This is a genomic window from Micromonospora sp. HK10 (assembly GCF_000982955.1).
Taxonomy (GTDB): Bacteria; Actinomycetota; Actinomycetes; order Mycobacteriales; family Micromonosporaceae; genus Micromonospora.
Genome location: NZ_KQ058829.1, coordinates 117,053 through 140,716, shown reverse-complemented (window position 1 = coordinate 140,716; position 23,664 = coordinate 117,053). Strand labels below are relative to the sequence as shown.

Genomic DNA, 23,664 nt, shown 5'->3' with positions numbered 1-23,664 from the left:
CGGGCAGTGTGTCAGCCTGGCTGTGTGACGTGTTCGAGTTCGGCTACGAGGTTCGCGAGTGTGGCCTCTCCAGTCTCGGGCTCGATGGGGACCTCCGACGCGACGCTCTGGCCCTCCAGCGTGCTGAACCTGGCACACCTCATCCTCACCGACCGGGCCCAATGGCTGAGGGACAGCGACGGGGGCCTGCACGTGCAAGCACTCGTGGAGGTGTATCAATAATTGTTATTCCTTCGCCGTGGCGCCCGGTTGGATGGGCCGCACTGATCGTGTCGCCGTTGCTGGCCACCCAAGCCGACCTCTTGTTCCCCAGTGCTGGCCGGCGACGTGGGCGTGCAGCGGCGCGGGGGAGCCAACCATGATCTTGGCTGCCGCTTCGTCTCGGCGGGCTGCCGGGTCATTCGCGGCGGTCCTGGGCGCCTCGGGGGTAGGGCTGGCAACAGTCAGGGCGGTGTCGGTAGACGCGTGGGTCACGGCCGCGCCGGTGGCCGTACGCGGGTTTGATCTCGTGCAGGCAGGCCTGCCACACGGCCTTCTCCCCACGTCGGGCACCACCTGGCCCGCATTGGGCCCGCCGCTCAGCAGCACCTCCACGCACTGACAGTGCGAAACGTAGTCAGCGGTCCGGCTGCACCGCGAGCGGCAGGAGCGGGAAGCTTTGTGCCGGGGTGGTCGCTGCTCTGTCGGTGCCTCCGGGCAGACTGATGCCGTGCCAGTTATCACCCCCGTTCTCGGGGACATCACGACGCAGGACGTTGACGCCATCGTCAACGCGGCGAACAAGGCTATGCGCGGAGGCGGCGGTGTGGATGGCGCGATCCATCGCGGCGGAGGCCCGGCGATCCTGCATGACTGCATCGCCCGGTTTCCTGACGGCCTCGCCACCGGCGACGCCGGATGGACCACGGCAGGCGACCTGCCCGCCCGGTGGGTCATCCACACCGTCGGCCCCAACTACCACGCCGGGCAGCGCGACCGCTCCCTGCTGGAGTCGTGTTACCGGCGCGCGCTGGAGGTCGCCGACGAACTGGGCGCGCGCAGGGTCGCGTTCCCGCTGATCAGCACCGGCGTCCGCGGCTGGCCACACGCCGATGCCATTGAGGCGGCGATCGAGACCATCGCGGCCGCCGAGACGGGCGTCGACGAGGTACGGCTCGTCGCATTCGACGAAGCCATGCACAAGCGAACCCGGGCGGCCGTCTGGGTTCGGTGTCCGCCGCCCGTCGACACAGACAGCGTCGGCTCCTTGTTTGAGCGCGAGCCGATCCAGTACTCGCTGCGCGGCGATTTCTACCTGTGGCGAGAACTTCGCGCGCGGTTCGCCGACACGCCGCTGCCAGACGACTGGTTCGACTTACGGACGCTCATCATGGACACCATCGAGCAGGTTGTCGGCGAACATCTCACCAGCCGCGAATCGGCACCGTGGCACGACCACGCCGGAGCGATATACGTCCCCGAGTTCGACCCGGGCCACGGCATGTCTGCCGGCGCCGTCCACGTTCCATGGTGGGTGCACACGGGCGTGCCGATCCTGCTCGACCGCTACGCCGCGCGACGCGAACCCGACACATTCCCGGCTGACTGACTCAATCCACCTGCACCAGGCACGGCCCGGGCATCGTGGTAGGCCAGCGGACGGCGTGGACGGCGCTTGGTCCACACCACACAGACTGCCCTCAGCGCACGGCAGTGGACGCGGCCGCGTGCAGGATGACTTCCCACGCGACAGCTGGCATCCTGGAGTCCCGATGGCTGCTTCGAAAGGGGCGCGGTGGTCAGGGGCCGCACAATCAACGATTGGTACCTCGGTCGTGGCTCGTCCTCGGCGGATGACAGGACTGACGACGAAGCTCCCGGTCACGGGCCTGACACGTGGCTGGACCGGGCTCTGGCCACACCTGATCGCTCTTCCGCACCCCTGGCTATGAAATCCAAGCCCCCTGCCCGGCGACGAGGCAAGGCGGAGGCGACCGCGGCTTCGGCAGGCATCCGTCGCGCACCAAAGCCGTCGGTTCGTGAACTCGAGAGTGAGATTGCCGTCATCCTGCGCTTGAAGGCGCAGGAATCCGTGCAAAAAATTCTTCACCGCAAGGGCGACGGTTGGGCTCGCCTGACATCGAAAGAAATTTCTCTTGCCGTACGCCGGGTACAATCCCGAATCAAGCGCATCCCGAAGCCCCGCAAGGAGATAGTGGTCGCTGCGACACCCAGACCTGTTGAGGTTCGCCCTCCTCTCGAGGAAATTCGCCGGGCGGTTCTTCATATTCATGCGCGCCGGCCGTTGTGGGCCACCTGGGAGATCTCGCGTCACCTCCGCAACATGGGATGGGCGAATGTATCGACCGACCTGGTGAGGAGCATTCTTCCGCCGCCTGGTATCTCGATACCTGGTACCGAGAGCCTGGCTGTCAAACGGCGCCGCGCTAAGACCAAGAAAGAGCGAATCGGTCCGAAAACCCGCAAAGCGCTACAGCAAGCGGCTTCGCCCCGTAAGGCGAAATCCGATGGAGCTCCGCCATCCCTGACAAAACAAGCGCCACCCGAGGTTGCCACACGAGGGACGGCGTTCTGCCCTTCGTGCGGCGTCCGGATCTCGGTACTGGGGTCGTGCCGCTGCTCGTGAACATCGTTCTCCCTGCGGCGAAGATCCAGTGGCCTTGCGCCGCAGTGGTGGACCCGACCGGATCCCGACCCTGACCGCCGCCGGGCCTCGGGCCTACCGAATCCGCGTCCCTGTCCGCGGACGAGACGCGGCCACCGACGCAGCCGTTTCCGACCCGGTCGAGCATACTCGATCATCGCTTGGCCGGCACCGCTGCACCTGATCAGGTGAAGCATTGGAATTCTCCCCCCGGCAGACGGGCTTTGATCTCAGCTTCACGCTGGACAAGATCGCCATGCATCCCGTAGACAACTTCTCGGTGTGTGGTCGCCGGCAAGTTGAGGGTGCAATCCGAGCCGTGACCCGTCAGGCGGCGAAAGTGATGATGAGTTGACGACAGAGGTGCGGTCATTCGAGGAGTCCGTTCGGTCGGCCGTAGAGCAGGGACGCGCGGAACTGGTGCACCTGGACGACATCACGGACGGCTTGGTCGCCGCCTTCACCGAAGGGCAGGGCCCGGGCTCGATCGCTCGGCTGGAAGACTTCGTCCAGGGGTTTCCGGCGGAGCTGCGGCGTCACCTCGACCGTGAGCGGGAGTCGCTCGGCACGTTCAACATCGCGTTCTTCGGGCGGACCGGCGCCGGGAAGAGCACCCTGCTGTCGGTGTTCGGCCGGCTCGACGGGGCGTACGTCTCGCCCGGTGACAACGATTTCACCACTGAGGTGCGCCAGGTCGGGTGGCGGGACTGCCGGCTGTTCGACACACCCGGGATCAACGGCTGGGGCGCCTCCGAGAGTCGTGATGTCCTCGAAGCCCGGGCCCGTGCGGCGGTTGAGATCGCCGACATCGTGCTCCTGTGCTTCGACAGCCAGTCCCAGCAGGCGATGGAGTTCAAGAAGATCGCCGCCTGGGTCCTCGACCGGGGAAAGCCGGTGGTGGCCGTCCTCAACTCCCGCAACCGGCGCTGGCATCACCCGGCGGTGGTCCGGGAGTCCGGCCGCCGGCATCTGTCCGAGACGGTTCGCCAGCACGCCGACAACATCCGGACCCAGCTCGCCCAGATCGGGATGTTCGACCTCCCGGTCGTCGCGATCCAGGGCCAGCGGGCCCTGTACGCGCGCGCCGCGACCCCGTTCCGCGGTCCGTTCCCCGAGGACTTCCAGAACGAACGGGAGCGTTTCGGTACGGACTACCTCGACCGCTGGTCGAACTTCCCCGAGCTGGAGCGCCTTATCACCGCCTCGATCGCGGAGGGCGGCGCCGATCTGCGGCTGACCGCGCTGCGCGAGGACATCCGATCACGGTGCCGCCGCGGGATCGGCGAGCTCGAAAACCTGGCGGCCGAGCTCGAGCGGGAGGCGGAGTCCCTGGAGCGGCGGGTCGAGTCGCTGTTCGCCGTGCTGGGCTATCCGGAGGACGCCGAACGTGCCCAGTGGCTGCACGACGCGGCGCTCAGCGGAGATCTGGTCGATCTGTCCGAGCAGGCGCGGGGCGGCCCGTACACCTCGCCGCCCAAGGGGTCGCTGGACCGTTTCGTCCGGCATCTGGCTGCGTCGCACCTGGCGGGCTGCCACCGGCAGGCGAAGGTCAACGTCGACGACGCGATCCAGCGGGCCTTCGCCGAGCGCAAGGCGTTCGGTGAGCCGGAGTTCCGGGCCGCCACGTACGACGAAGGAGCCATGGCCACCGCGGCGCAGGCCGTGTGGGCGGACCGTCAGGTGTTCCTCCAGCGTGAGCTGGAGATCGCGGTGGACGACGAGTCCGCCGTGAGCGGGCCGGCCGCGGTGCACGCTGCGACGATCGCCGGTGACAAGGGCGGCAGCGTGGCGGGTGACGCCGCCCAGGGCACGAGCATCGCGGTGGGTCTCGGCGCCCTTGCGCTGCCGCTCATCTGGAACCCCGCGGGATGGGTGCTCGCCACCACGCTCGCCGGCATCGGCATCGTCACCCAGGTCGGGAAGTACTTCGGTAAGAAGGCGAGCGAGCAGGGGGCGGAGCAGACCCGGAAGGCGAAGGCCGACGCCATCGCCGAAGGTCATCGGGCGGTGGACCGGACGTTCGTCGCCTACGAGGACGCGCTCGTCCAGGACAGCCGCAGAGCCGCGTGGACGTCGCTGGGGCCCGCGGTCGGCGAGTCGCTGAGCGCCGCGATCGAGCGTCGGATGGCGCGCGCCCGGATCACGCGGCTGCTCGACAGCCTGCGGACCTACGCCGACGCGGTCCGGCCCGCGCCGGCGGTGACCGACGTCCTGCGGCGGGCACAGCGCCGGATCGGGGAGACCCCGGCCGAGGTGACCCGGGTGTTGCTGGGCGAGGACTGGCTGGAGTCCGGCGTCGACTACCAGCCGGTGCGGATCGGCGAGGCGGTGCGCGAGGCGTACGCGAGTCGCCAGGAGGCGGACCGGGCGCGGCTGGCACACGCCGTGACCGCCGCGTGGCGGTCACCGACGCCGGCGCAGATCTACTCCTGGCGTCACGACCTGGAGGACGCGGCCCGGCGTGACCCCGCCCTGGCCGACGTCGTCGGAACCTTCTGGCGCGTCCGCGGGGCGCGGCCGGTCTTCGCCGTGCTGGGGGACTACAACTCGGGTAAGTCGTCGCTGGTCCACCGGATCATGGTGGACGGTGGCCTGCGGCCGGACACCGCGTTCGACATCCGGGCGCTGCCGGCGACCACGGTCGCGAGCCGCTACCGGTTCCCCGGGCTCGATCTCGTGGACACACCCGGCCTGCAAAGCGGACACGACGAGCACGACGCCACCGCGCTCGAGGCGATCACCGAGGCCGCTCTCGTGCTCGTCGTCGTCCACGTCAACCTCCTGGTCGGCAACACCTCGATGCTGGAGGAGCTCCTGCACGGCACGGAGATGACCGCCGCCAAGGGCGGGCGGACGGTGTTCCTCATCAATCGGTGCGACGAGCTGGGCGTCGATCCGCTGACCGCACCCGATGATTTCCTCAATCTGCAGAACCGCAATCGCGAGGAGCTGCGCGCGGCCCTCGCCGCTCGTTGCGCCGACGTGGAGCTCGACCGGATCCACTGCCTGTCCGGGGATCCGTTCGGCCTGGTCGGTGGGGCGGCGACGGCGCAGCCCGTGGACTTCGACGAGCATCGGCTGTGGGACGGCGTGGCCGCACTGACGAGCGCCCTGTCCCGCCTCTCCGACGAACGGCTGGCCGATGCGGCGTCCTCGGCCGCCCTCGACGCGGCCGTCACCGCCCTCAAGCGTCACCGGCACACGCTGCACCAGGTGCTGGCCGAAGGCGAGAAGGAGCTGAGCCACCTGGAACCGCTGATCGCCAGCCTCCGGGACGCGGTGCGCGACGCCATGATCGTCGAGAGCTCACTGCGCGAGGACGCCCGCCGCATGGTGGACCGCCACGCGGTGCCGGCGAAATCCGCGGTCGCGGACCTCGACCGCAAGGACGCCCAGAAGCTGACGAGCCTCGTCGAGTCCTGGTGGAAGACACCGCAGTTCGAGGCTGATCTTGAACGCTACCGCGACGACGCGGCACGCCGGTTGGCCGAGTGGCATGGCGATCACCTCCCGACGATCGGACGCGAGATACGCGCTGCCGAACTCCAGGTGGCACCCGAGCTCGCGGCAGAGTTCCAGGCCCAGGGAACCGCCTGGTACGAGGAGGTGGCCGCGGGCGCCGGCAGTGTCGCAGGAGCCGTTGCGCCGCTCGCGAAAGCCCTCGGAAACCGGGACGCGTTCTACACGGTCCTGAAGCAATTCAACTACAAGTTCAAACCGTGGGGCGCGGTCAAGGGCGGCGCCAACGTCGCTCGGGCCGGGCTCGTCCTCGGGGCTATCGCCTCCGCCTTGGACATCGCGGAGATGGCCACCGACGCCCAGAAGGCCGGCCAGCACCGGGAGCAGCAGGAATCGGCGTGGCAGAAGATCGACGAGACGGCCGCCCGGATCGTCGATCTGATCATGCGCGATGAGCAGTGGGGAGGTCACGTCGCCTACCTCGAGCAGCAGACCGCGGACCTCGAAGCGCTGCTCGACGAACGCCTCGCCCGGGAATCGTCGATCGCCGAGGGGACGGACTCGGCGAAGGTACGGGCCGAGGCAGCCGACGCCCTTATCGTGGCCGCGGAAGAAATAGGAGGAACGGATCACAGTGGTTGACATCGACGCGGTGCGCGACTGGCTGGGGCGGCTTCCCGGTGGATCGCCCGGGCGGCACGCCGACGACTGGGACGCCTTCCAGAAACGGGACCGACCGGTCGTGACCCTCTTCGGGTCCTACGACACCGGCAAGAGTTCCCTGCTCCGCCGCTTGCTCGTCGACTCAGGCCGGGACGTTCCCGACTGGCTGACGATCAGCGCACGCCACGAGACCTTCGAGGTCAACGACGTCGAGTTCGGTACGTGCATCGTCCGCGACACCCCCGGATTCGACGTCGGCGCGTCCGGCGTCCGCGAACAGAACAGCTCCCGCGCGATGGCCGCGGTCGGGCTCACCGACGTCGGCATCGCGGTGCTGACCCCGCAGCTGGTGACCGCCGAACGCGACGTACTCCGGAGGCTGTTCACGCAGGGCTGGCCGGCCGGGACGATGTGGTTCGTCATCTCCCGATTCGACGAGGCCTACGGGAACCCGGAGTACAACCCCGCGGGGTACCGGGAACTCGGCGACCGCAAGGTCCGCGAGTTGCGGGAACTATTCGGCCTGGACGACCGCGTGCCGGTCTTCGTCGTCTCGCAGGACCCGTTCCAGACCGCCGGGCCGGCCACCGATCTCGGCCGCGACACCTGGGACGAGTTCCGGGACTGGGACGGCATGCAGGACCTCACGAACGCTTTCGGCGCGGTGTCGCCGTCAGCCCTGCCCGGATGGCGGCACGCGGCCGGGCAACGGTACTGGTCAGCGGTGCTGGACGAGACCTTGTCCGTACTGCGCGGGCAACTGGCGGACTACGCCGAACAAGCCAGGGTGGCCGCCCACGGCGTCGATCGCCGCGACCAATGGGAGAGGCAGCTCGGCAACCTCGACCGGGCCGCCCATGCCGGCCTCGAAGGCCTCGTCGACGAGGTGCTGCGGCGGTCGTGGGAGTCCGGCTCCGCCGCCGACGAACTGCAGCGCACGGTCGGCGAGTGGTTCATCAAGCATGAGGGCCACCTCGATCGGCTGCGGCAGTCGATCCGCAAGGGCAAGGAGCGAGACCGCGCCCTCCCCACCTGGGCCGGCTTCGCTTCGCTGGTCGGGACACTCAAGTCCGGGGAGAACGCCGCCACCGCCCCGGACGGGCCCGGCCAGATCTCGGAACACACCAACAACATCGGGAGCATGCTGCTCGGCGTGCTGAAGACCATGACCAAGGACGTCGGACAGACCGCCGGCAAGGAGACCAAGACGTTAAAGATGGCCGAGAAGGTGAAGCCGTACCTCGGCACCATCGAAGCCGCGCTCCCCCTCACCGTCTACCTGACGAAGTTCGTCGACCAACACCTCGCGAATCGCACGCGCCTGAACCAGGACAAGGCCGCGGCCGAGATGCGTCAACAGGTCATCGCCGAATGCACGCGGCTCGCCCGCGACACCTGGCAGCCGTTCGTCGACGACGTACGCGACGAGATCATCGCCCAGACGAAAGACCAGGTCGACCTCGACGCGAGCCTGCGCCAACTCGTCAGGCAACTGCAAGAAGCCATCGTGGAAGGCGAGGGTCTCTCTCGAGCGGCTGCAAGGCCGCTGCACGAGACAGGGGCGTAAGCAAGCGGGCTGCTGATCGTCTGTCTCGTCCCGTCATGGCTATTCTCCTCCCCGGGTCGCCCTTGGTTTTCCACGGCACCACCCGAGGTACTTCACCAGCGACCAGCGTCGGCTCGCCCAACGGATCATCGTCGCAGGGGCGCCGAGGGAGGGTTTTGTAGTCACACACGAATCACCGTGCTGCATCAGGCCGCCGAAGGTTCGTTCCAGGACCCACCGGCGGGATGAACGCGGAAGCCCTTCCCGGCGTGGCGGCGTACCCACTCGACGTCGATGCAGAGCGCGGCGCCGTTCGTCCGCACGACGGTGTTGTAGCCGCTTGAGGCGTTCACTGCGACACCCCGCAACGGACGGTAGGTTACGGGTCATGAAGGCAGGCTCACTTTCTGCCGTCGCCACGGCAGCGGTCCTCCTTGCCGGTTGCGGCAACAGCGCCGATACACCAGCACCCGGGGGTCCAGTTTCGCAGGCCAGTTCGGCCGCGCCTGCCACGAGAACCCCGACCGCTGTGGACAGGTCGCCATCCCCGACTGAGGACCAGGGCCCGGCCCGGCTCAAGATCGGCCAGACATTCACCGGCGCTGGTTGGAAAGTAACCATTTACTCGGCCAAATTTGACGGACAGGCGGACTCCGAGCCCGACAAGGGCAAAGTGTGGGTGCCGGCCGATGTGAAGATCTGCAACGCCACCACGGGGGAGAGCCTGCCGACCCCGAGTTGGAGTTCCTGGCAGCTCAAGACCACCGACGACTACCAACTACAGCCCGCCGACATGACTCCCGAACCGCGGCAGCCTGCCCTGCCTTACTCCGCCACAGTCCTGCCGAAAGACTGCGTTCGCGGCTGGCTTACCTTCGAGCTGGATAAGGGAAGCAGGATCAAGGAGATCCGCCTCATCGAGGACCAACTGTTCGGTCCAGGCCCGGCCATAGCGATCTGGGGCTAAGAGGCGGATGTCTCTGCAGCGAGTATGGCGCTCAACGACCTTCTGTCCCATGAGGGCAAGAGCGCGGCGCCCATGGTCTCATGCACCTATGGAGCGTTGCGCCCCGATGATCGTGTCCTCTGCCGGAAGATCAGTGATTTGGAGTGCCGGAGGACGAGGCCACAGGCGGCTTGCCGCTTCTGACTGAGATGTCCCCAGGGTGGATACCTCCCGCAGTCCATGGCGCGATGACGAGGGCCGGTGCCGAGGCCACTCGACGAGCTGGCCCCGGGATGTACGGCGTCGGCGGCGGCCAGCCGGAGAGACTGTCTCCAACGTCGTCACCCTGGCTATCACCTCGACGCTCGTCCGTGCTTGCGCCGAGTCGGAGCCGGCGGCAGACTGGCGGCCGTGGTGACTGGTCCTGGGTGGTCGTCTGCAGGATCAAGGACTTACGCGGGCCGGTTTCCGCTGTCGGTGGAGCGGTTCACCATGAACGTTGTAGATCGGCTTGTCCCCGGGGTCACGACGGTTACTCTCAACGCCCGCTACTACGCGCTTCACGGACTGATCTCCGCGGAGGCGCAGAGGCGGGGCTTGCCCCGCAGCGCGGCACAGAGCCTGTTGCGCCGGGCTGAGGTCGTCGTTGGGGCGGTGTCGGCGCGTCACTACCGCGCCGCCGGCTTCGCCCACGAGGCGCTGTCCCGACCACACGGATACGACGAGATCCTGAGGCGGGGGTCCGACGGCGGCGTGGATGTGGCGGAGTTGGCCGCGCCGGGTATCTACGCCAAGCCGAATTGGGGTTTCTGGCCGGCGTACCGGGGCTCCGAGGTTCTGCTTCGAATCGTGACCAGAGCCGACGACATCGGTCCCGGTGACCAGATGGATACCGGTGCTGTCGCTCAGGGGCTCGGCGACGTGCTCGACCTGGTCAGCAGGCGGACCCTCGACGACGCGACGCTCGACGCCTACGAGTCGCTGTGCATCTGCCATTCGGCCACCAGCGCGGACGGCGCTTGGCTCGCCCGACTGTTCGCCGCCTCGGACGCCGAGACGCCCGCGACGCGGGCCGGTGTCCGCCGGCAGACTCTGCGCATGATCGCCCGCGTCATTCAGCTGACGGAGGTCCGCCGGGTAACCCGTGACGTGTCGCGATTTCTTGCATACGAGCCGGAGGCGATGAGCGACCCGGTCCTGTCCGCATTGGAGCTGTCCGACGAGTGGCGGGGCCTCATCCTGCGCAACTACTCCGTCACGGCGTGGCGGAGCCTCTGGGCCTGGCTTGTCAACGGCATCCAAGGGCTCACGCCCCGCGCGGAGCTGGCCGCACACCTCGCGGACCTGCTACCCGACAGCACCGTCGGAGCGTTCCGGGATGGGCTGCCACGAACCATGGACAGCACGGGACGGCCGGTGCCCGCCGAGCACGATCCGGGGCTGTTGGGCCTGGAGACTCCCGTGCGCGACCTCAGCGTGCTGGCCCTCGGCGCTCGCCGTGTGCGTGAGCTGGCCGGTCGGGAGCTGCACGGCTTCGAGGGATACGAGGCACAGGACCGCTACGAGCAGCTGGCGCCGCGGTGGTTGGCCGACCAGCTTGACCGATGGCACGACAGGTCACTGCGCGACTTCGCCCGATGGCTCACCGACACGATGGTCGACCGGTCGCAGCGGCTCGCGCTGGCCAAGGCCCGCCTCGATCCCCGAAAGGGCGTTCTCAAGATTCCCACCCGGGTGCATCTGCGCGATGACCTGCTGTTCCGCGACTCCGACGAGACGGCGGGTTCCGCCTCGCTGCGGTGGGACCAACTGGCCGGCATCCTCGCCGGCATGGGCCTGCTCGCCCGCACCGACGCCGTGTGGGGGATCGGTGACCGGGGTGACCTCATTGCCTGACCAGGCCTTCGACGTCGGCGGCGGCGACTACCAGAACGCCGGCGACGTCGTGACAGTGCCGTCGCCTCTGCCGTACATCTTTGCCGAGGAGAAACACGCCGATCGGCAGGCCCGTGAGGCGCTCTTCTGCACCTTCAACGCCGACCTAGGCTTCTTCGAGCGTGCCGTGCTGGGCGTCACCCAGGCGACCGGTGCCCGCGTCACGGTCGTCGGCGATCTGCGCATGTCCAACCCGGACCCGCGGGCCGCCCGAAACGCCGGCACCCGCTACGTGCACGGCCTCGCCGTACCCCCAACCGCGGGGAGGGCCTTCCATCCCAAGCTCACCGTCATCGTGGGGCCCGCGCGAGCGCTGGTGGCCGTCGGCTCGGGCAACCTTTCGGTCGGCGGCTGGCACCTCAACGCCGAGACCTGGACGATCGCCGCCGCGGATCGGGACAGGTGTCCCCGGCTGGTCGTCGACGCGGCGGAATGGCTGCGGAGCGTCGCCCGGCTCTGCGCGATCAGCCCGCCCGCCGCCGACGCGATGGGTCGCACCGCCGCCGCCCTCGAAGCCTTGAGCGGAGGCCAGGTCGTTGACACGGGCCACCGGCTGGTGCACACCTCCGACGCTCCCATCATCGACCAGCTTCCGGTCACGCCCGTGGAGTGCCTGCGGCTCTATGCGCCGTTTCACGACGCGCGCGCCGAGGCAATCCAGGAGCTGACGCTGCGTCTGGCCCCGGCACGTGTCACGCTCGCCGTGCAATCCGGGCACCGGACCGTCCTGCAACCCGAGGCGATAGCCCGTGTGATCGGCGACCTCGGCATCGACCTCGAGGTGGTGGAGGACCGGCACCGCTCCTACCGACACGGCAAGCTCGTCGAAGCCATCGGCTACGACGGCGCATGCTGGACGCTCACCGGCAGCCCCAACCTGTCCTCGGCAGCTTTGCTCAAGCCAGTCGCCGACGGCGGAAACGTCGAGCTCGCCGTTCTTGCCCGGCCCTCCGCACCGCTGTTTCCCGGCGGTGTGCCGATCCGCCTCGACGAGGTGCCCGCCGTCCGGATCAGCACGACCAACCACGTCGACACGGCCACCGGGGCCACGCTCCTCGCGGCGACCCGCGCCGCCGGCGGACTGCACCTCACGTTCGCGCACCCCACACCCCGCCTGGTACGGATCGTGGCCTCCTCCCACACCGATTTCGACACCTGGGCCGACGTCGGTGCCGTCCCCGAAGGCGCCGTCCAACACCTCATCGCCGGCGTCGACCTGCCCGGCGGATCCCGGGTGCGGACGGCATGGACCGAACACGGCGTCACGCGCGACGGAAACCTGGTGTTCGTCACCGATCCCGAACGGACCATGTTCCGGGTGAGCGACGAGCCGCGGGGAGGCTCCCAGGGACCGATCGAGATCCTCGCCGACGCGCGCCTGGCCGAACGGTGGCTCCACGGGGTCCGGCAGCTCGCCGCCTCCCGCGCCAGCATCGCCCTACCCGCCGCAGGCGGCACCAGCGGGCCCACCGGCGAGTCGGAGACAGCCACCGGCACGCCGAGGCTCGACACCGACCCCGAGGACTGGCTGCGCTACAGCGACGACGCCAAAAGCCGGCTCGGCACAGCCATGTTCCACTTCTCACTCGGCGGGTTTGCGGCCCTTTCCGCCACCAGCACGAGCTACGGCAGCGACCTGCTCCAGCCGACCGACCTCCTCAGCGACGAACGCGCCGCCGGACTCGACGGAGACGACGCGAACACCGTCAACGACGACATCGACCCCTCGACCGGGCAGAACGCCGAGCTCGGCGGCTCCCGCAACGCGGACGACGAGAGCGACCCGAACGACGACAACGACGAGCGAGCGCTGCACGAGTTGCGCCGCGTCGGCCGCGCGCTCACCCGTGCCGTTCGCGTCGACCTCGCCCACCTGCCCGCCATCGACCGGTTGGCGGTCGGGACGCTCGTGCTCGTCGGCGTCGAACTGGGCGCCTGGGAGACGCCGCACGGTGAGCAGGGGTGGATCACCGTGCTCGCCCAGGTGGTCGAGACGCTCGACCTGGACGACATGCCAGCGGCCATCGAGGCCAACGTCGCGAGCGTGGCCGCCGTCGCTCTCTACCTCATCCGCGACCACCTACCCACGGCGGGCCGCCCCGCCGAGTACCTGCGCTACGAGGAGGCCGCCGAACGGGCCGCGCACCTCGTGGTCGCCGCCGACGCCACCCTCGTGGCTGACTACGCGGAGGCCATAAGCAACAGCCGCGGCTTCCCCATCGACCCGGACGACGTCATGCGCACCGCGGTGATGATCGTCGACGACGACCCGCTCGCCACCGCCATCGACAAGCTGGAGGACCGCCGGCCGGCCTGGCGGGTGAACCGGCACGCTGACACCGCACTCCACGTCGGCGGCACCTTCACCAACCCGTTCCACGCGGCCGCCGAGGCTCTCGATGCCATCGACGGCGCCGGCGTCGTCGCCGTGTGGGCCACCGGCGCGAACGGCAGATGGGCGATCGCCGCCCGGGCCGCAGATGACCTGATCCGGGTAGAGCAGCGCGACGGAGCGGTGCGATGGTGGCACTACCGGCTCACGGTGCTCGGCGACGCCACCCGCATCGCCCGGGACAATGAACTTGCTAGCCGCGTCCGCATCAACCACGGCCCGCTCAACCGCGCCTTCCCGGAGGCACTGACCCTACTGGCCAGGGCCGGCATCGACGTCGCTGCGGGACCACCGGAGTAGGCGGTCGCGGCGGCGCCGGTCCGGATTAGCGGCGTATACCGGCCCGCGACGCAGAAGCCCTGCGTCGCTCGGCACTGTCCTGCCCGGCACCGGTCGTCGATCTGGGCGCGGTGCGGGTGCGGACCTGGTAGAGGCGGGGAGGGCGCCGTCAGTACAGGGCTCGCCACGCAGCGTTGGCAACTCCATTCCGTACCCCCGCAACTCGCTCTCGCAGCACCTCCGCGAACGCCGGGCTGTCTCCAGCTCGCCGCAACGGCCCGGTTAGCTGGGAGGATGTCGCCGAGGACGGCCGGGGGCATCTCGACGGCCAGGTGAACCAGGGGCGGCAGCGCGGTAGCTGCTGGGCTGGAGGCCGAGGCGTTGGAGCCGGTGGGTGATGGTGGCGGACAGGACCGGCCGGTCGGGATGCTAACCGGGAACCAGGCATGGGCCGGAGTCGGTGATGCGTTTGGCGACCGGGTGCGCCTCTCCTCGAGGTCGCGCTCCCGCCGTTCGCGTGCCACGCTCAACTGCCCCACCAGCACCAGTAGCCCCAGCGCCCGGCAGCAGCGCCGGCGGCGTGCTGGTGACTCCCGCGCCTACCAGGGGGTATCCTGCGGGCATGGCCGACAGGAGCCCCAACACCGGCGCCCGCAGCGAGGAGATCCTCGCCGCCGCCGGCATCGTCGTCTCCGACGAGGGGAAGGCTCGCGCGCGCCGCCGCCTGGACGAGGCCCGGGAGCGGTGGACGGCGGAGCTCGACGCCCAGGCTCGCGAGCAGCTTGGCCTGCCGGCCCGCGCCGCGTGACCGAACCGGCCGTCCGGGTCGTCCTCGACGCCTCTGCGATCATCGCCTTCACTCGAGGGTCGATTGACGTCGGTGAGGTGATCGCCGAGGTCGCCGACGAAGAGAACTGCGTGTTCGGGCTGCCGGTACTGTGCGTGGCCGAAGCCGCCCGGGTGGTCGTCGACAGGGACCGCCTGCAGCTGCTCGTCAACCACCCGATCGCCGAGATCCTCTCGCTTACGCCGGACAGTTGGGAGTCCCTCGCGGTCACCCTCGACACGGTCGGCAGGGTCGACGCCGCCACCGCGGTGCTCGCCGCGATCGACCTCGGTTGCAGCGTGCTGACCGGCCAGCCCGGCCTGTACGGCGGCATCGCCGGCGGCGGCCCGGTCATCCCAATCTGACCCAGGTACTACACGGCGTGGACCGCCACCGCGACGGCGAGCAAGACCCGATGTGCACCGGTCAACGCGGCCGGCTCACCATCTCCGGCATCACGCAAGTTCCCCCGATCCGCATCTGGCGTCTATCGTCGCGCCTTGACCTTCCCCTGACTGAAAGGTTCAGTCAGGTACGGGTAGAGCCGTGCCGGCCAGTCGGCGACGCGTGATGCCACCCGGGCCGTTTGTTAGGAGGGCTGTGATGACCGCGGCAGCAGATCGCACCGCAGAGGGCCGGGTGGCTGTTGAGCTTCGTTCGGTGCCGGACTGTCCGAACCTCGCGCCGGCTCGGCATGAGCTGCGCGCGGCCCTGGCCGACGTCGGTCTGCCCATCACGGTGGTCACCGAGGTCGTGGGCGACTATCTGTCTCCGTCGATCCTGGTCAACGGCGTGGACGTGATGGGCGCCACCGGCGACGGTTCAGCGGCCTGTCGCTTAGATATCCCCACTGGCGAGCGCATCCGCGCTGCCCTGCGCCAGGCGATAGGCGCCGGACCCGCTACCACCGCAAGGGAGCAGAGCCGGGTCGATTGCTGCCAGCAGCCGGGCAATGCGATCCGGACAGATCGGCCCCACCGCGCCGAGCAGCTCCCCGACAGCCTCCAGCAGGTGCATCGAGCGATCCTGCATCACTTCGCCGCCACCGGAGCTGCCCCCACTGATGCCGACATCCGCGCTGCCGCCAGCGAGGCGGACCTGGACACCGCGAAGGCGCTGCGGGAACTTGCCCGGGAAGACCTTGTCGCCCTCGACAGCGGCGGGCGTCTGGTCGCGGCCTACCCGTTCTCCCCAACGCCGACGCCGCACCGGGTGTCATTCGGCGATGTCGAGGTGTACGCGATGTGCGCCATCGGCGCGTTGGGCATGCCGTTCATGCTCGGCACCGACGCGACCATCACCTCCGCCGATCCGCACACCGGCCAACCGGTCCGCGTGACCATCACCAACGGTGCCGCCACCTTCCAGCCGGCCGAAGCGGTGATCGTGTACGCGGCCACCGGAGACGCCGGTCGCTCCGTGGACACCTGCTGCTCCACCATCAACTTCTTCACGAGCGCATCCGGCGCTCAGGCGTGGATCGACGCCCACCCCAGCCTGGCCGCCACTGTTCTCGACCAGGACCAGGCCGTCACCCTCGGCCGCGACATCTTCGAACCGCTGCTCGCCCCCCACACCGCCCTCGACCACCGCTTGGTCTGACGCCCGGTCGGCTATCGCCACCGTTAAAGCGGCTCACGGCCAGCGGCGCCGGCTGGCCGACCACGGGCAAAACTGGTGTCCCTACTCCTAACCACGGTGTCGCCACCGATCCGACCAGCCCGGCACCGTGGATGAGGCAAGACCTTGCCGGCGTGGCCGACGCACCCGCGACCAGAGCGGACGCCCGTGCCGGCACCCGCAGGATTGGGCGCCGGCCTTCGCGGGTGCCGCTCAGCGGGCCTTCTTCGTCGCTCGCTTGCGGGGTGGCGTCAGCAGGTCGGCGATCGCCGCGATCGCGGGCGGCACGAGCCGGTAGTACGCCCAGACGCCGCGCTTTTCGCGTTCGAGCAGGCCGGCCTCGGTGAGGATCCGAAGGTGATGACTCACGGTCGGCTGGGAGAGACCGAGCGGCGCGGTGAGGTCACTCACGGACGCCTCGCCCTCCGGGGCGGACTGGATCAGACTGAGCAGTCGCAGCCGGGCCGGGTCGGCGAATGCCTTCAGCACTCCCGCGAGCCGCTCGGCATCGGCACGCTTGATCGGCTCGCCGGCCAGCGGCGAGACGGCAGGTGTAGCAGTTTTCGCAGTTGGCACGCCGTACATCGTTGCACCAACACCATCGATGCGCCGGTTGAACCAGTACCGGGTCACCGTCAGTTTGCGGGCAGGGAGCCGTGTTGACCTGTCCCGGCCGTGTCAGCGGCCGGATGAGCGAGTTGTCGGCCCCGCCCGACGGGTGACTAGCGACGGGCAGCGCCGGCGGGTTGGTCAGGCGGTGGGGCCCAGTCCGGTGAGGAGCTTCTCCACCCGGGTGCGGATCTCGTCGCCGATCGGGCGGACCGCTTCGACGCCCTTGCCGGCGGGGTCTTCGAGATTCCAGTCCTCGTAGCGCTTGCCGGGAAAGACGGGCCGCCGCATGCCAGGGCACCCAGCCCCGTGGCGCGACCGGACCACACCCTGCGACGCATTGCGGCGCGTGCCGTGATGCGCGACCCCCGGTTCTGGATCCTCGTTGCCGCCCTGATCGCCCACGGTGCCGCCACCAGCGCCATCGGCGTCCCCGTGGTCGGTTACCTCATCAGCCGCGGCCACCCGGCCACCTTCGCCGCCACCGCCGCCGGCCTGCTCGGCGTTCTGTCTGTCACCGGACGACTCGTCCTCACCGGCGCCCGACGCCGCCTACCGGTCACCACGATCGTCGTCGCGGTGTTCGCGATCCATGCCGCCGCAGCCCTCGCCATGCCCCTCGCTGCCGGCACACGGATGGGGGCCGCAGTCGAAGAAGGAGGAGCGACGGTCGGGCCAGGAACCCTATCCTCCTAGGACGTCTTAGAAGGCGTGTTCCTGCCGCGGGCACGGAAATCCTCGCCCGCTCGCTGCCAAGTCCGGGCCAGTCACACCTCATCAGTGCATGACGTCACCTAAGGGACGTCTCGTAACTGGGTGAAGGCGTTGCTTGGCGCCAGACCGGCGGTCAGCCGGCCAGGATGATGTTGTGGAGGTTGGCGATGCCGGAAGCGGCGTCAGTCAATGTGTGGGCGGCGCGGCGGTAGTCGCGCAGGATCTTGAAGCACTTCATCCTGGCCAGGGCGTGTTCGACCCCGGCGCGGACGGTGCGGTGGTGGGTGTTCAGCTCTTCCTTCCAGTGCGGCAGGTCGCTGCCGTCGGCGGGCCTGCGGTACGGGATGATCACCTCGGGGTTGCCGCGGTATCCGCCGTCGGCCATCACCGGCCGCCCGTCCAGCTTCTCCTCGATGCCGGACGTGCGGTAGACGATCGTGTCGTTGCGGTTGCCCGGCTGCGGGTCGCCGACGGCGATGACCAGGCGGGTGCTGGCGTCGATGGCGACCTGCAGGTTGGTCGAGTACCGGTAGTTCTTGCTCCGGGCGGCCAGGCGGTGATCGCGGGTGGGGATCAGGGTGCCGTCGACGATGGCGATCTGGTCAACCGGCCGCCGGCGCACCGGCGCCAGGGCCAGCAGCGGGCCGAGGGTGTCGATGACCCGATGCGCTGCGGAGTGCGACACCCCGAACAGCGGGCCGATCTGCCGCATGGTCAGGTTCGTGCGCCAGTAGGTGGCCACCAGCAACACCCGATCCGCCAGGTCCAGAGCCCACTGCCGGCCCGGCCGGCCGTCGGCGATGGCGTCACCGCCACGCTCGGCGACCAAGCGGACCAGCTTGCGGAACTGGGCGGGCTGCAGCCCCGTGAACGGAAAGATCCACTCAGGGTGAGCTGCGGTGATCACCTGCACCCAGGCATATCGAACGATCGTCCTCAGCAGACAGACACCGGGGTTACGAGACGTCCCTTAGGCCAGCAATGTCAGGCGCCCAGAGAAGCAGCGCCTGAACAGCGCACGTGAGCGCAGCGTGGAACGGAGCGTCGAGCCGGGTCCAGCGTGCCTCCTATGGAGCGTGGCGGAGTGCTGATCGGCTGAGTCGCCTTCGTTGCAAGCTCTGCTGGTCCAGTCGATGTTCCGTCCACGGCGGACTCTTGGAGAAAACTGGAACTTGCTGGAACGCGTGGAAGCGGCTACGGTGTGTCCGTGGCTGAATCTCTCGACGATCTCGAGGCGCGCATCGACGAGCTGCGCACAGCCGTGCGTCGTGCCCTGATGGCCGGTGATCGGGCCGAGGCGCGGCGTCTGCGATCCGACCTTCGTCAGGCGGAGGTGCAGTGGGATGACGCGCTTCTGGCGATCGAACCGGAAAAGCTGGCTTCGCAACCGCGGACCGAGCCGCAGGACGCCGGGAGCCTGCTGTCGATTCGTGACCAGGTCCACCAGGCCTTGACGTTCCTGGGCGTCCCGGCGGCGCCGAAGCTCATCGTCGCCCTGCACCAGGCGGTCTTCGCTGGAGCCTTGAACGGGCAGCAGCTGACGAGCCTTCGCCGAGACGAGGAAAGATCCTTCAAGACGGCGCCGTGGGCTCGGCCGTACTACTTGTGTGCGGCCCTGACCGCTGACCGGCTCTCGCCTGCCCGCGGTCTCCTGGCTGTCTCCACCTGGCCGCTTTCCACCCGTATCGTCGGGCCGCTGAGTCCCAGGGTTCACTTTCTGACCTCGGCGATCCGTATCGCCGAGCACCTGAGCCACCCGGACTGGGCGACTCTGCCCGCCCGGCGTCTGTTGTGGCAGTTCGCCGCCAACATCCCCGGCGGTGCCACCTCATTCGACACGACGAGGCCGGACGCCGTGCGGCGTGCGGCGCAGGCCGAGCTGGAAGTTCATCGTGACGCAGACCTGTCGCAGCGCGAAGCGGCAGCCCGGCGCGCCGTCGACCAGCTCGACGATCTTCACCAGCTGTTCGGCGCCGCTCTCAAGGTGGCGTCGCATGCTGCGAGCGACACCTGATCTTGAATCCGCACTTCCCACGCGAAGGAAGAGCACGTGAAAGAACTGACGGCGCGTCTTGACGCGCTGCGGGGGGACACTGAACCACAGAGCCTCGACGCCAGGGCTATCTCGTCGATTGTCGGCAACCCGGGCTGCGGCCGCCGGAATCTGCTGGATGCAGCCGGTATCGACAAGGACGAGCTGGCCCGAGCCATCCGGCACCCGATGTACGCCAAGCCGTCGCGGATGGTGCTTGCCCGAGGCGCCCAGTTCGAAGCCCAGGTCAAGGCGAGTGGCGGTGCGCAGCTGCTGACGTTGCTGCGGGAGGACATCGGGCTATCCATTCCGGAAGCCGAACACGAGGACTTGAAGACCATCGGCGGCAACGAGGGCAAGCTAGCCCGGTACCGCAACACGGTTCAGCGGCTGACCGCTGTGGCCCGCTCGGCGCAGGATGGCGGGACGCTGTTCGACCACCCGTACTTGAAGATCACGGTCGCGGGTTACGACGTCTTCCTCGAGCCCGATCTGGTGGCTGTGAAGTCGGGCGGGAAGTTCTACATCGTCGAGGTCAAGTCGTTCTCGGTGATCGACGGCCAGGCGCCTGCGGCCGCGGTGGAAGGCGCAGAGTTGCAGGCTGCGGTCTACGTCTACGCCCTTCGGGAACTGCTTCGTTCCCACGGGTTCGACGAGGACCTGGTGGCGGACGAGGCGATCTTCGTGTGCCCGCAGAACTTTATCAACAAGCCGTTCGCGGCCCGGGTCAACGTCCGGAACCAGGTCGCGGCGGTCCGGCGGATGCTGATGCGGATGCATGACCTCGACACGATTCTGTCGAACCTGCCGGCAGGGTTGACGTTCGCTCTGCGTGGCCCGGCCGGTTCCCGCTCCGCCGAGGAGCTGAAGGCGGGCCTGCGTCTGGTGCCGGCACGCTACGCACCGTCGTGCCTGGACACCTGTGAGATGGCGCGGTTCTGCCGCTCCGAGGAACAAGGTTCCACGGCGGTGCTCGGCCGGCAGGTCCGTGAGGAGCTGGCGCTGGACACGATCGGTGAGGTCGTCGGTCTGGCTCGCGGTACGCGCCTTCCTGGCCCGGACCAGGTCGAACAAGCTGAATTGCTGCGGCGGGCCCAACAGTATCGGGACGAGTTGCTCGGGAGCTTGATGTGAGCCTGCTGACGTCCCTGGCCCGCGCCCATGCCAGCGACCAGGCGGTGGCGCAGCGCCTGACGACTGTCCGGCATCTGCATGTGAGCAGTGAGCCGCTGGTGTTCGTGCCGTTGGCGATGGCGGGCGAGGCCCACGCCCCGCTCGCCGTCATGATTGGCACCAGCCCTGATACACCGGAGCTGTTGACGGTTGCGCAGCCCCGGAACCGTGACCAGCAGGTTGCCTTCGCCTATGAGCTGGCCAAGATCTTCGCCGCCTACATCACGCCGCGCACGAACCGGCGTCTTCCGGTGCGCGCCGGCGCGTCCGGCGTGCAGTACCGGTGCGCGGACGCACCGCAGGTCTGGGTGCCGAACCGTGCCGGCGTCGAGTTCATCCGGATCCTCGGGCGCTCCACCCGCTTGCGAAGGAGTACAGGCGAGTGGGCCGTGCCACGCAACATCCCGGTCATGGGTAAATGGCTGACGTTCCTCGCCGACCGTGCTGAATACGCCGGCTCCGCCATGCTGGTCGCGGCGACCGACGCGCTGACCCTGCATTGGGCAACCGGGCAGAGCACCGAGGAGGACCAGCATCTTCCCGCTGTACTCGGCTGGATCGCGCCGCCACCCGGGATGACCGGGCGGGATGCCGCGCGTGCCTGCGAAAATCCGTTGAAGGTACCGCCTGCCGGACCTGCCACGGATCCGTCGTTCGACAACGGCATCCTCGAGCCGCTGCTCGCCGCCTACCACCAGGCGGCGAGCCCGGCGGCGTCGCGCATCGCCGAGGACAAGATCCGCAAGGAGTTGCGAAAGCAGCTCGACGGCACCTGGCATCGGATGTGGCAGGCGATCACCCTGTTGCGTGACCCTAGTCTTCCGGCCGGTGCTCATGTCGGTGTTCGCTGGGAACGGGACCTTGACGCTTTCACGCAGGCCGCCGACTGGATCGCGACCAGCCCTGGGGCGCAGCCCAAACGTGACTCAGCGGTGTACGCCGCCCGGCGCCTGTACTGGTTGGAACGGGCCCAGCAGCAGTATGACGCGGAGCGCGCCTTCGACGACCCGATGGTGATGGCCGAGGCTCGGATGATCGGTGAGGCGTTCGTCGGTACCGTCATCGCCGCCGTCCCGAACCGGCGGGTCGGCAGGAGCCTGCGGCCGCTGATCACCGTATCGACCACCGACGCGATCAGCCTCGCCGCCGGCGAGAGCGGTCTGCGCCGGCCTGAGTTGCTGGACCAGAAGACCACGGTCGTCTCGGTGACTCGTGACGGCGACACGGTGATGGTCGAGCTGGAACTTCGCGAGGGCATGGGCAGCGGGCGTGAACCACGGCCCGGCACCGTCCCCGCCGTAGGGGACTCCGTGTGCTACAGCCTCTTCAAGGACGACTACCGCCGGGCGCCGACGCTGCCGCGCAAGGAGGACACCCCGTGGACTCATGGCGGCCCGCCCAAGCCTTACCTGCCGACGGAGCAGGATGCCCAGGAGCCGTGGTCATGACCGTCACCTATGTCCCGCCCACCGCGGTCCTCGACGTACTTCGGTTATTGACCGAGGGTCCGCAACCTGGCGTGGTGCTCAACTCACCCCCCGGAGCTGGCAAGAGCACCGCCGTCACCTACATGGCTCACCACCTGGCCCGGCACGGCGACCAGGTGCGCGTCGTCGCACAAACCAACTCCCAAGTCGACGATCTCGTCGCCAAGATCGCCGCCGTGGATCCGGGGATCACCGTCGGCCGATACACCGCCTACGGCTACCCGGTGCCGGCCACCCTCGCCGCCTCCAACATCCTGATTGCGAACCGGTTCCCCGATCTGCGTCAGGCAGCCATCGTGGTTGCCACCGCAGCGAAGTGGCTCGACCCCGTCATCACCGAGCGCGGGCCGTGGGCGATCATCGACGAGGCGTACCAGATGCGTTCGGACACCCTGTTGCGACTCGCTTCGACGTTCGAACGGGCTGCGTTCGTCGGCGACCCTGGGCAACTCGACCCGTTCTCCGTCGTCAACGTCGACCGATGGACCGGCCTGGCCTGGAGCCCGCTGCAGAGCGCGGTGGCCGCCATGCTCGCTAACAATCCGGACATCCCGGAACGGCAGCTGCCGCGCTCGTGGCGGCTTGCCCCTCACACCGCGATCCCGGTGTCGGACGCCTTCTATCCGTTCGCACCCTTCGAATCCGCGCCCGAACAGGGCGCGCGGGAGATGTGGATGCCGACCCGCAGCCTCGGCAATAGCCCCGCTGACCGGGCGATCGAACATGCCGCAGCCAACGGCTGGGCCTTCTACGAACTGCCGCGCCGGCACACGGTGCGCACCGACGCTGAAGCGGTCGCCGCGGTCGTTGCGCTCGCTGTGCGTGTTCTCGAGCGCGGCACGATGCTCCGCGATGAACGCCACCCCGATGGTGCCAGGGTGACGGCAGACCGAGTGGCGATCGGTGTGGCACACCGCGACCAGATGGCTGCCATCAAAACCGGGCTGGCCGAGACCGCTTATCCGAACATCCGCGTCGACACCGCGAACCGGCTGCAGGGCAGCGAGTACGACATCGTCATCGTGCTACATCCGCTGTCCGGCCGCCGCGACGCCACGGCGTTCCACCTCGAATCCGGGCGGCTGTGCGTACTGACCTCACGGCACCGGCATGCCTGCATCGTCGTCGCCCGCGACGGCATCCCCGACCTGCTGGACGCCCACCCGTCCGCCGACCCCGTGCCCTTTAACACGCAACCGCGCTTTCCCAACGGCTGGGAAGCCAACCAGGCCCTGCTCGAACATCTCATTGCCCACCGCATCCGGGCACTCTGAGCTCACCCCTGGCACCGTTCTGGCCGGCCCTTGTCGGGTTCACAATGCCGGTCCTCCCACCGATC

At 68.8% G+C, this 23,664-nt stretch carries 18 protein-coding genes and 2 pseudogenes; 15 read left to right on the top strand and 5 right to left on the bottom strand.

The genetic code is table 11. From position 1 onward, the window contains the following. Positions 1 to 397: 397 nt before the first annotated feature. Positions 398 to 594 (bottom strand): annotated as a pseudogene (locus tag LQ51_RS34570) (hypothetical protein). A gap of 115 nt (positions 595 to 709) precedes the next feature. On the opposite strand from LQ51_RS34570, the gene LQ51_RS34565 reads away from it, so the two are divergent. The 4 genes from LQ51_RS34565 (at position 710) to LQ51_RS16770 (ending at position 8,333) form a co-directional block, all read left to right on the top strand. Beyond that, a complete protein-coding gene (locus LQ51_RS34565) occupies positions 710 to 1,588 on the top strand; it encodes an O-acetyl-ADP-ribose deacetylase (protein ID WP_046566809.1) in 879 nt (292 codons plus the stop codon). Between the two features lie 1,252 nt (positions 1,589 to 2,840). Next, entirely contained in the window at positions 2,841 to 2,999 is a 159-nt protein-coding gene (locus LQ51_RS32805; protein WP_156313122.1) for a hypothetical protein, read from the top strand. After that, positions 2,996 to 6,745, top strand: a complete 3,750-nt coding sequence (locus LQ51_RS16775; RefSeq protein WP_046566807.1) for a GTPase — start codon at positions 2,996 to 2,998, stop codon at positions 6,743 to 6,745. Before LQ51_RS32805 ends, LQ51_RS16775 begins: the two co-directional genes overlap by 4 nt. After that, on the top strand, positions 6,738 to 8,333 hold the full coding sequence (locus LQ51_RS16770; RefSeq protein WP_046566806.1) for a GTPase domain-containing protein: 1,596 nt from the start codon (positions 6,738 to 6,740) through the stop codon (positions 8,331 to 8,333). The genes LQ51_RS16775 and LQ51_RS16770 overlap by 8 nt, the downstream gene beginning before the upstream one ends. A gap of 185 nt (positions 8,334 to 8,518) precedes the next feature. Here LQ51_RS16770 and LQ51_RS32800 read toward each other — a convergent pair whose 3' ends face one another. Further along, on the bottom strand, positions 8,519 to 8,665 hold the full coding sequence (locus LQ51_RS32800; RefSeq protein ID WP_156313121.1) for a hypothetical protein: 147 nt from the start codon (positions 8,663 to 8,665) through the stop codon (positions 8,519 to 8,521). Positions 8,666 to 8,700: 35 nt separating this feature from the next. Here LQ51_RS32800 and LQ51_RS16765 point away from each other — a divergent pair, with 35 nt between their 5' ends. The 6 genes from LQ51_RS16765 (at position 8,701) to LQ51_RS16740 (ending at position 16,292) form a co-directional block, all read left to right on the top strand. Continuing rightward, entirely contained in the window at positions 8,701 to 9,279 is a 579-nt protein-coding gene (locus LQ51_RS16765; RefSeq protein WP_156313120.1) for a DUF4352 domain-containing protein, read from the top strand. Positions 9,280 to 9,735: 456 nt separating this feature from the next. Beyond that, entirely contained in the window at positions 9,736 to 11,154 is a 1,419-nt protein-coding gene (locus LQ51_RS16760) for a hypothetical protein (protein ID WP_046566803.1), read from the top strand. Next, positions 11,129 to 13,885: a phospholipase D-like domain-containing protein gene (locus LQ51_RS16755; protein WP_046566801.1), complete on the top strand. Its 2,757-nt coding sequence runs from the start codon at positions 11,129 to 11,131 to the stop codon at positions 13,883 to 13,885. The genes LQ51_RS16760 and LQ51_RS16755 overlap by 26 nt, the downstream gene beginning before the upstream one ends. A 601-nt stretch (positions 13,886 to 14,486) precedes the next feature. Beyond that, positions 14,487 to 14,672, top strand: coding sequence for a hypothetical protein (locus tag LQ51_RS16750; RefSeq protein ID WP_046566800.1), 186 nt, complete (start codon positions 14,487 to 14,489; stop codon positions 14,670 to 14,672). 77 nt (positions 14,673 to 14,749) lie between these two features. After that, positions 14,750 to 15,055: a hypothetical protein gene (locus tag LQ51_RS16745; RefSeq protein ID WP_231605771.1), complete on the top strand. Its 306-nt coding sequence runs from the start codon at positions 14,750 to 14,752 to the stop codon at positions 15,053 to 15,055. Between the two features lie 238 nt (positions 15,056 to 15,293). Continuing rightward, complete coding sequence (locus tag LQ51_RS16740; protein WP_156313119.1) at positions 15,294 to 16,292, top strand: alkylmercury lyase family protein; 999 nt, start codon at positions 15,294 to 15,296, stop codon at positions 16,290 to 16,292. Between the two features lie 231 nt (positions 16,293 to 16,523). Here the strand turns inward: LQ51_RS16740 and LQ51_RS16735 are convergent, their stop codons facing one another. Both LQ51_RS16735 and LQ51_RS16730 read right to left on the bottom strand, forming a co-directional pair. After that, positions 16,524 to 16,895, bottom strand: a complete 372-nt coding sequence (locus LQ51_RS16735) for an ArsR/SmtB family transcription factor (protein WP_046566796.1) — start codon at positions 16,893 to 16,895, stop codon at positions 16,524 to 16,526. Positions 16,896 to 17,060: 165 nt separating this feature from the next. Further along, positions 17,061 to 17,213 (bottom strand): annotated as a pseudogene (locus tag LQ51_RS16730) (heat-shock protein HtpX); the annotation flags it as partial. A 63-nt stretch (positions 17,214 to 17,276) separates the two neighbouring features. Between LQ51_RS16730 and LQ51_RS16725 the strand changes: the two are divergent. Beyond that, a complete protein-coding gene (locus LQ51_RS16725) occupies positions 17,277 to 17,615 on the top strand; it encodes a hypothetical protein (protein ID WP_046566885.1) in 339 nt (112 codons plus the stop codon). Positions 17,616 to 17,766: 151 nt separating this feature from the next. Here LQ51_RS16725 and LQ51_RS16720 read toward each other — a convergent pair whose 3' ends face one another. Continuing rightward, positions 17,767 to 18,546, bottom strand: a complete 780-nt coding sequence (locus LQ51_RS16720) for a transposase family protein (RefSeq protein ID WP_082159475.1) — start codon at positions 18,544 to 18,546, stop codon at positions 17,767 to 17,769. A 294-nt stretch (positions 18,547 to 18,840) separates the two neighbouring features. Here LQ51_RS16720 and LQ51_RS16715 point away from each other — a divergent pair, with 294 nt between their 5' ends. Genes LQ51_RS16715 through LQ51_RS16700 form a run of 4 tightly spaced genes read left to right on the top strand, consistent with a single transcriptional unit; the run spans position 18,841 to position 23,599 of the window. Further along, complete coding sequence (locus LQ51_RS16715; protein ID WP_046566883.1) at positions 18,841 to 19,647, top strand: hypothetical protein; 807 nt, start codon at positions 18,841 to 18,843, stop codon at positions 19,645 to 19,647. Between the two features lie 36 nt (positions 19,648 to 19,683). Further along, positions 19,684 to 20,799, top strand: a complete 1,116-nt coding sequence (locus tag LQ51_RS16710) for a hypothetical protein (protein ID WP_231605770.1) — start codon at positions 19,684 to 19,686, stop codon at positions 20,797 to 20,799. Then, positions 20,796 to 22,286 carry a hypothetical protein gene (locus LQ51_RS16705; RefSeq protein WP_046566794.1) on the top strand — a complete coding sequence of 497 codons (1,491 nt, stop codon included), beginning with the start codon at positions 20,796 to 20,798 and terminating at the stop codon, positions 22,284 to 22,286. The genes LQ51_RS16710 and LQ51_RS16705 overlap by 4 nt, the downstream gene beginning before the upstream one ends. After that, positions 22,283 to 23,599 (top strand): AAA family ATPase, encoded by a 1,317-nt coding sequence (locus tag LQ51_RS16700; protein WP_046566880.1) that lies wholly within the window; start codon positions 22,283 to 22,285, stop codon positions 23,597 to 23,599. Before LQ51_RS16705 ends, LQ51_RS16700 begins: the two co-directional genes overlap by 4 nt. Positions 23,600 to 23,664: the final 65 nt, after the last annotated feature.

Bases quoted from the DNA above. Each gene is read 5' to 3' on its own strand.
- LQ51_RS16765 (WP_156313120.1), top strand. From the start codon at position 8,701: ATGAAGGCAGGCTCACTTTCTGCCGTCGCCACGGCAGCGGTCCTCCTT.
- LQ51_RS16750 (WP_046566800.1), top strand. From the start codon at position 14,487: ATGGCCGACAGGAGCCCCAACACCGGCGCCCGCAGCGAGGAGATCCTC.
- LQ51_RS16740 (WP_156313119.1), top strand. From the start codon at position 15,294: ATGACCGCGGCAGCAGATCGCACCGCAGAGGGCCGGGTGGCTGTTGAG.
- LQ51_RS16735 (WP_046566796.1), bottom strand. From the start codon at position 16,895: ATGTACGGCGTGCCAACTGCGAAAACTGCTACACCTGCCGTCTCGCCG.
- LQ51_RS16725 (WP_046566885.1), top strand. From the start codon at position 17,277: ATGCGCGACCCCCGGTTCTGGATCCTCGTTGCCGCCCTGATCGCCCAC.
- LQ51_RS16700 (WP_046566880.1), top strand. From the start codon at position 22,283: ATGACCGTCACCTATGTCCCGCCCACCGCGGTCCTCGACGTACTTCGG.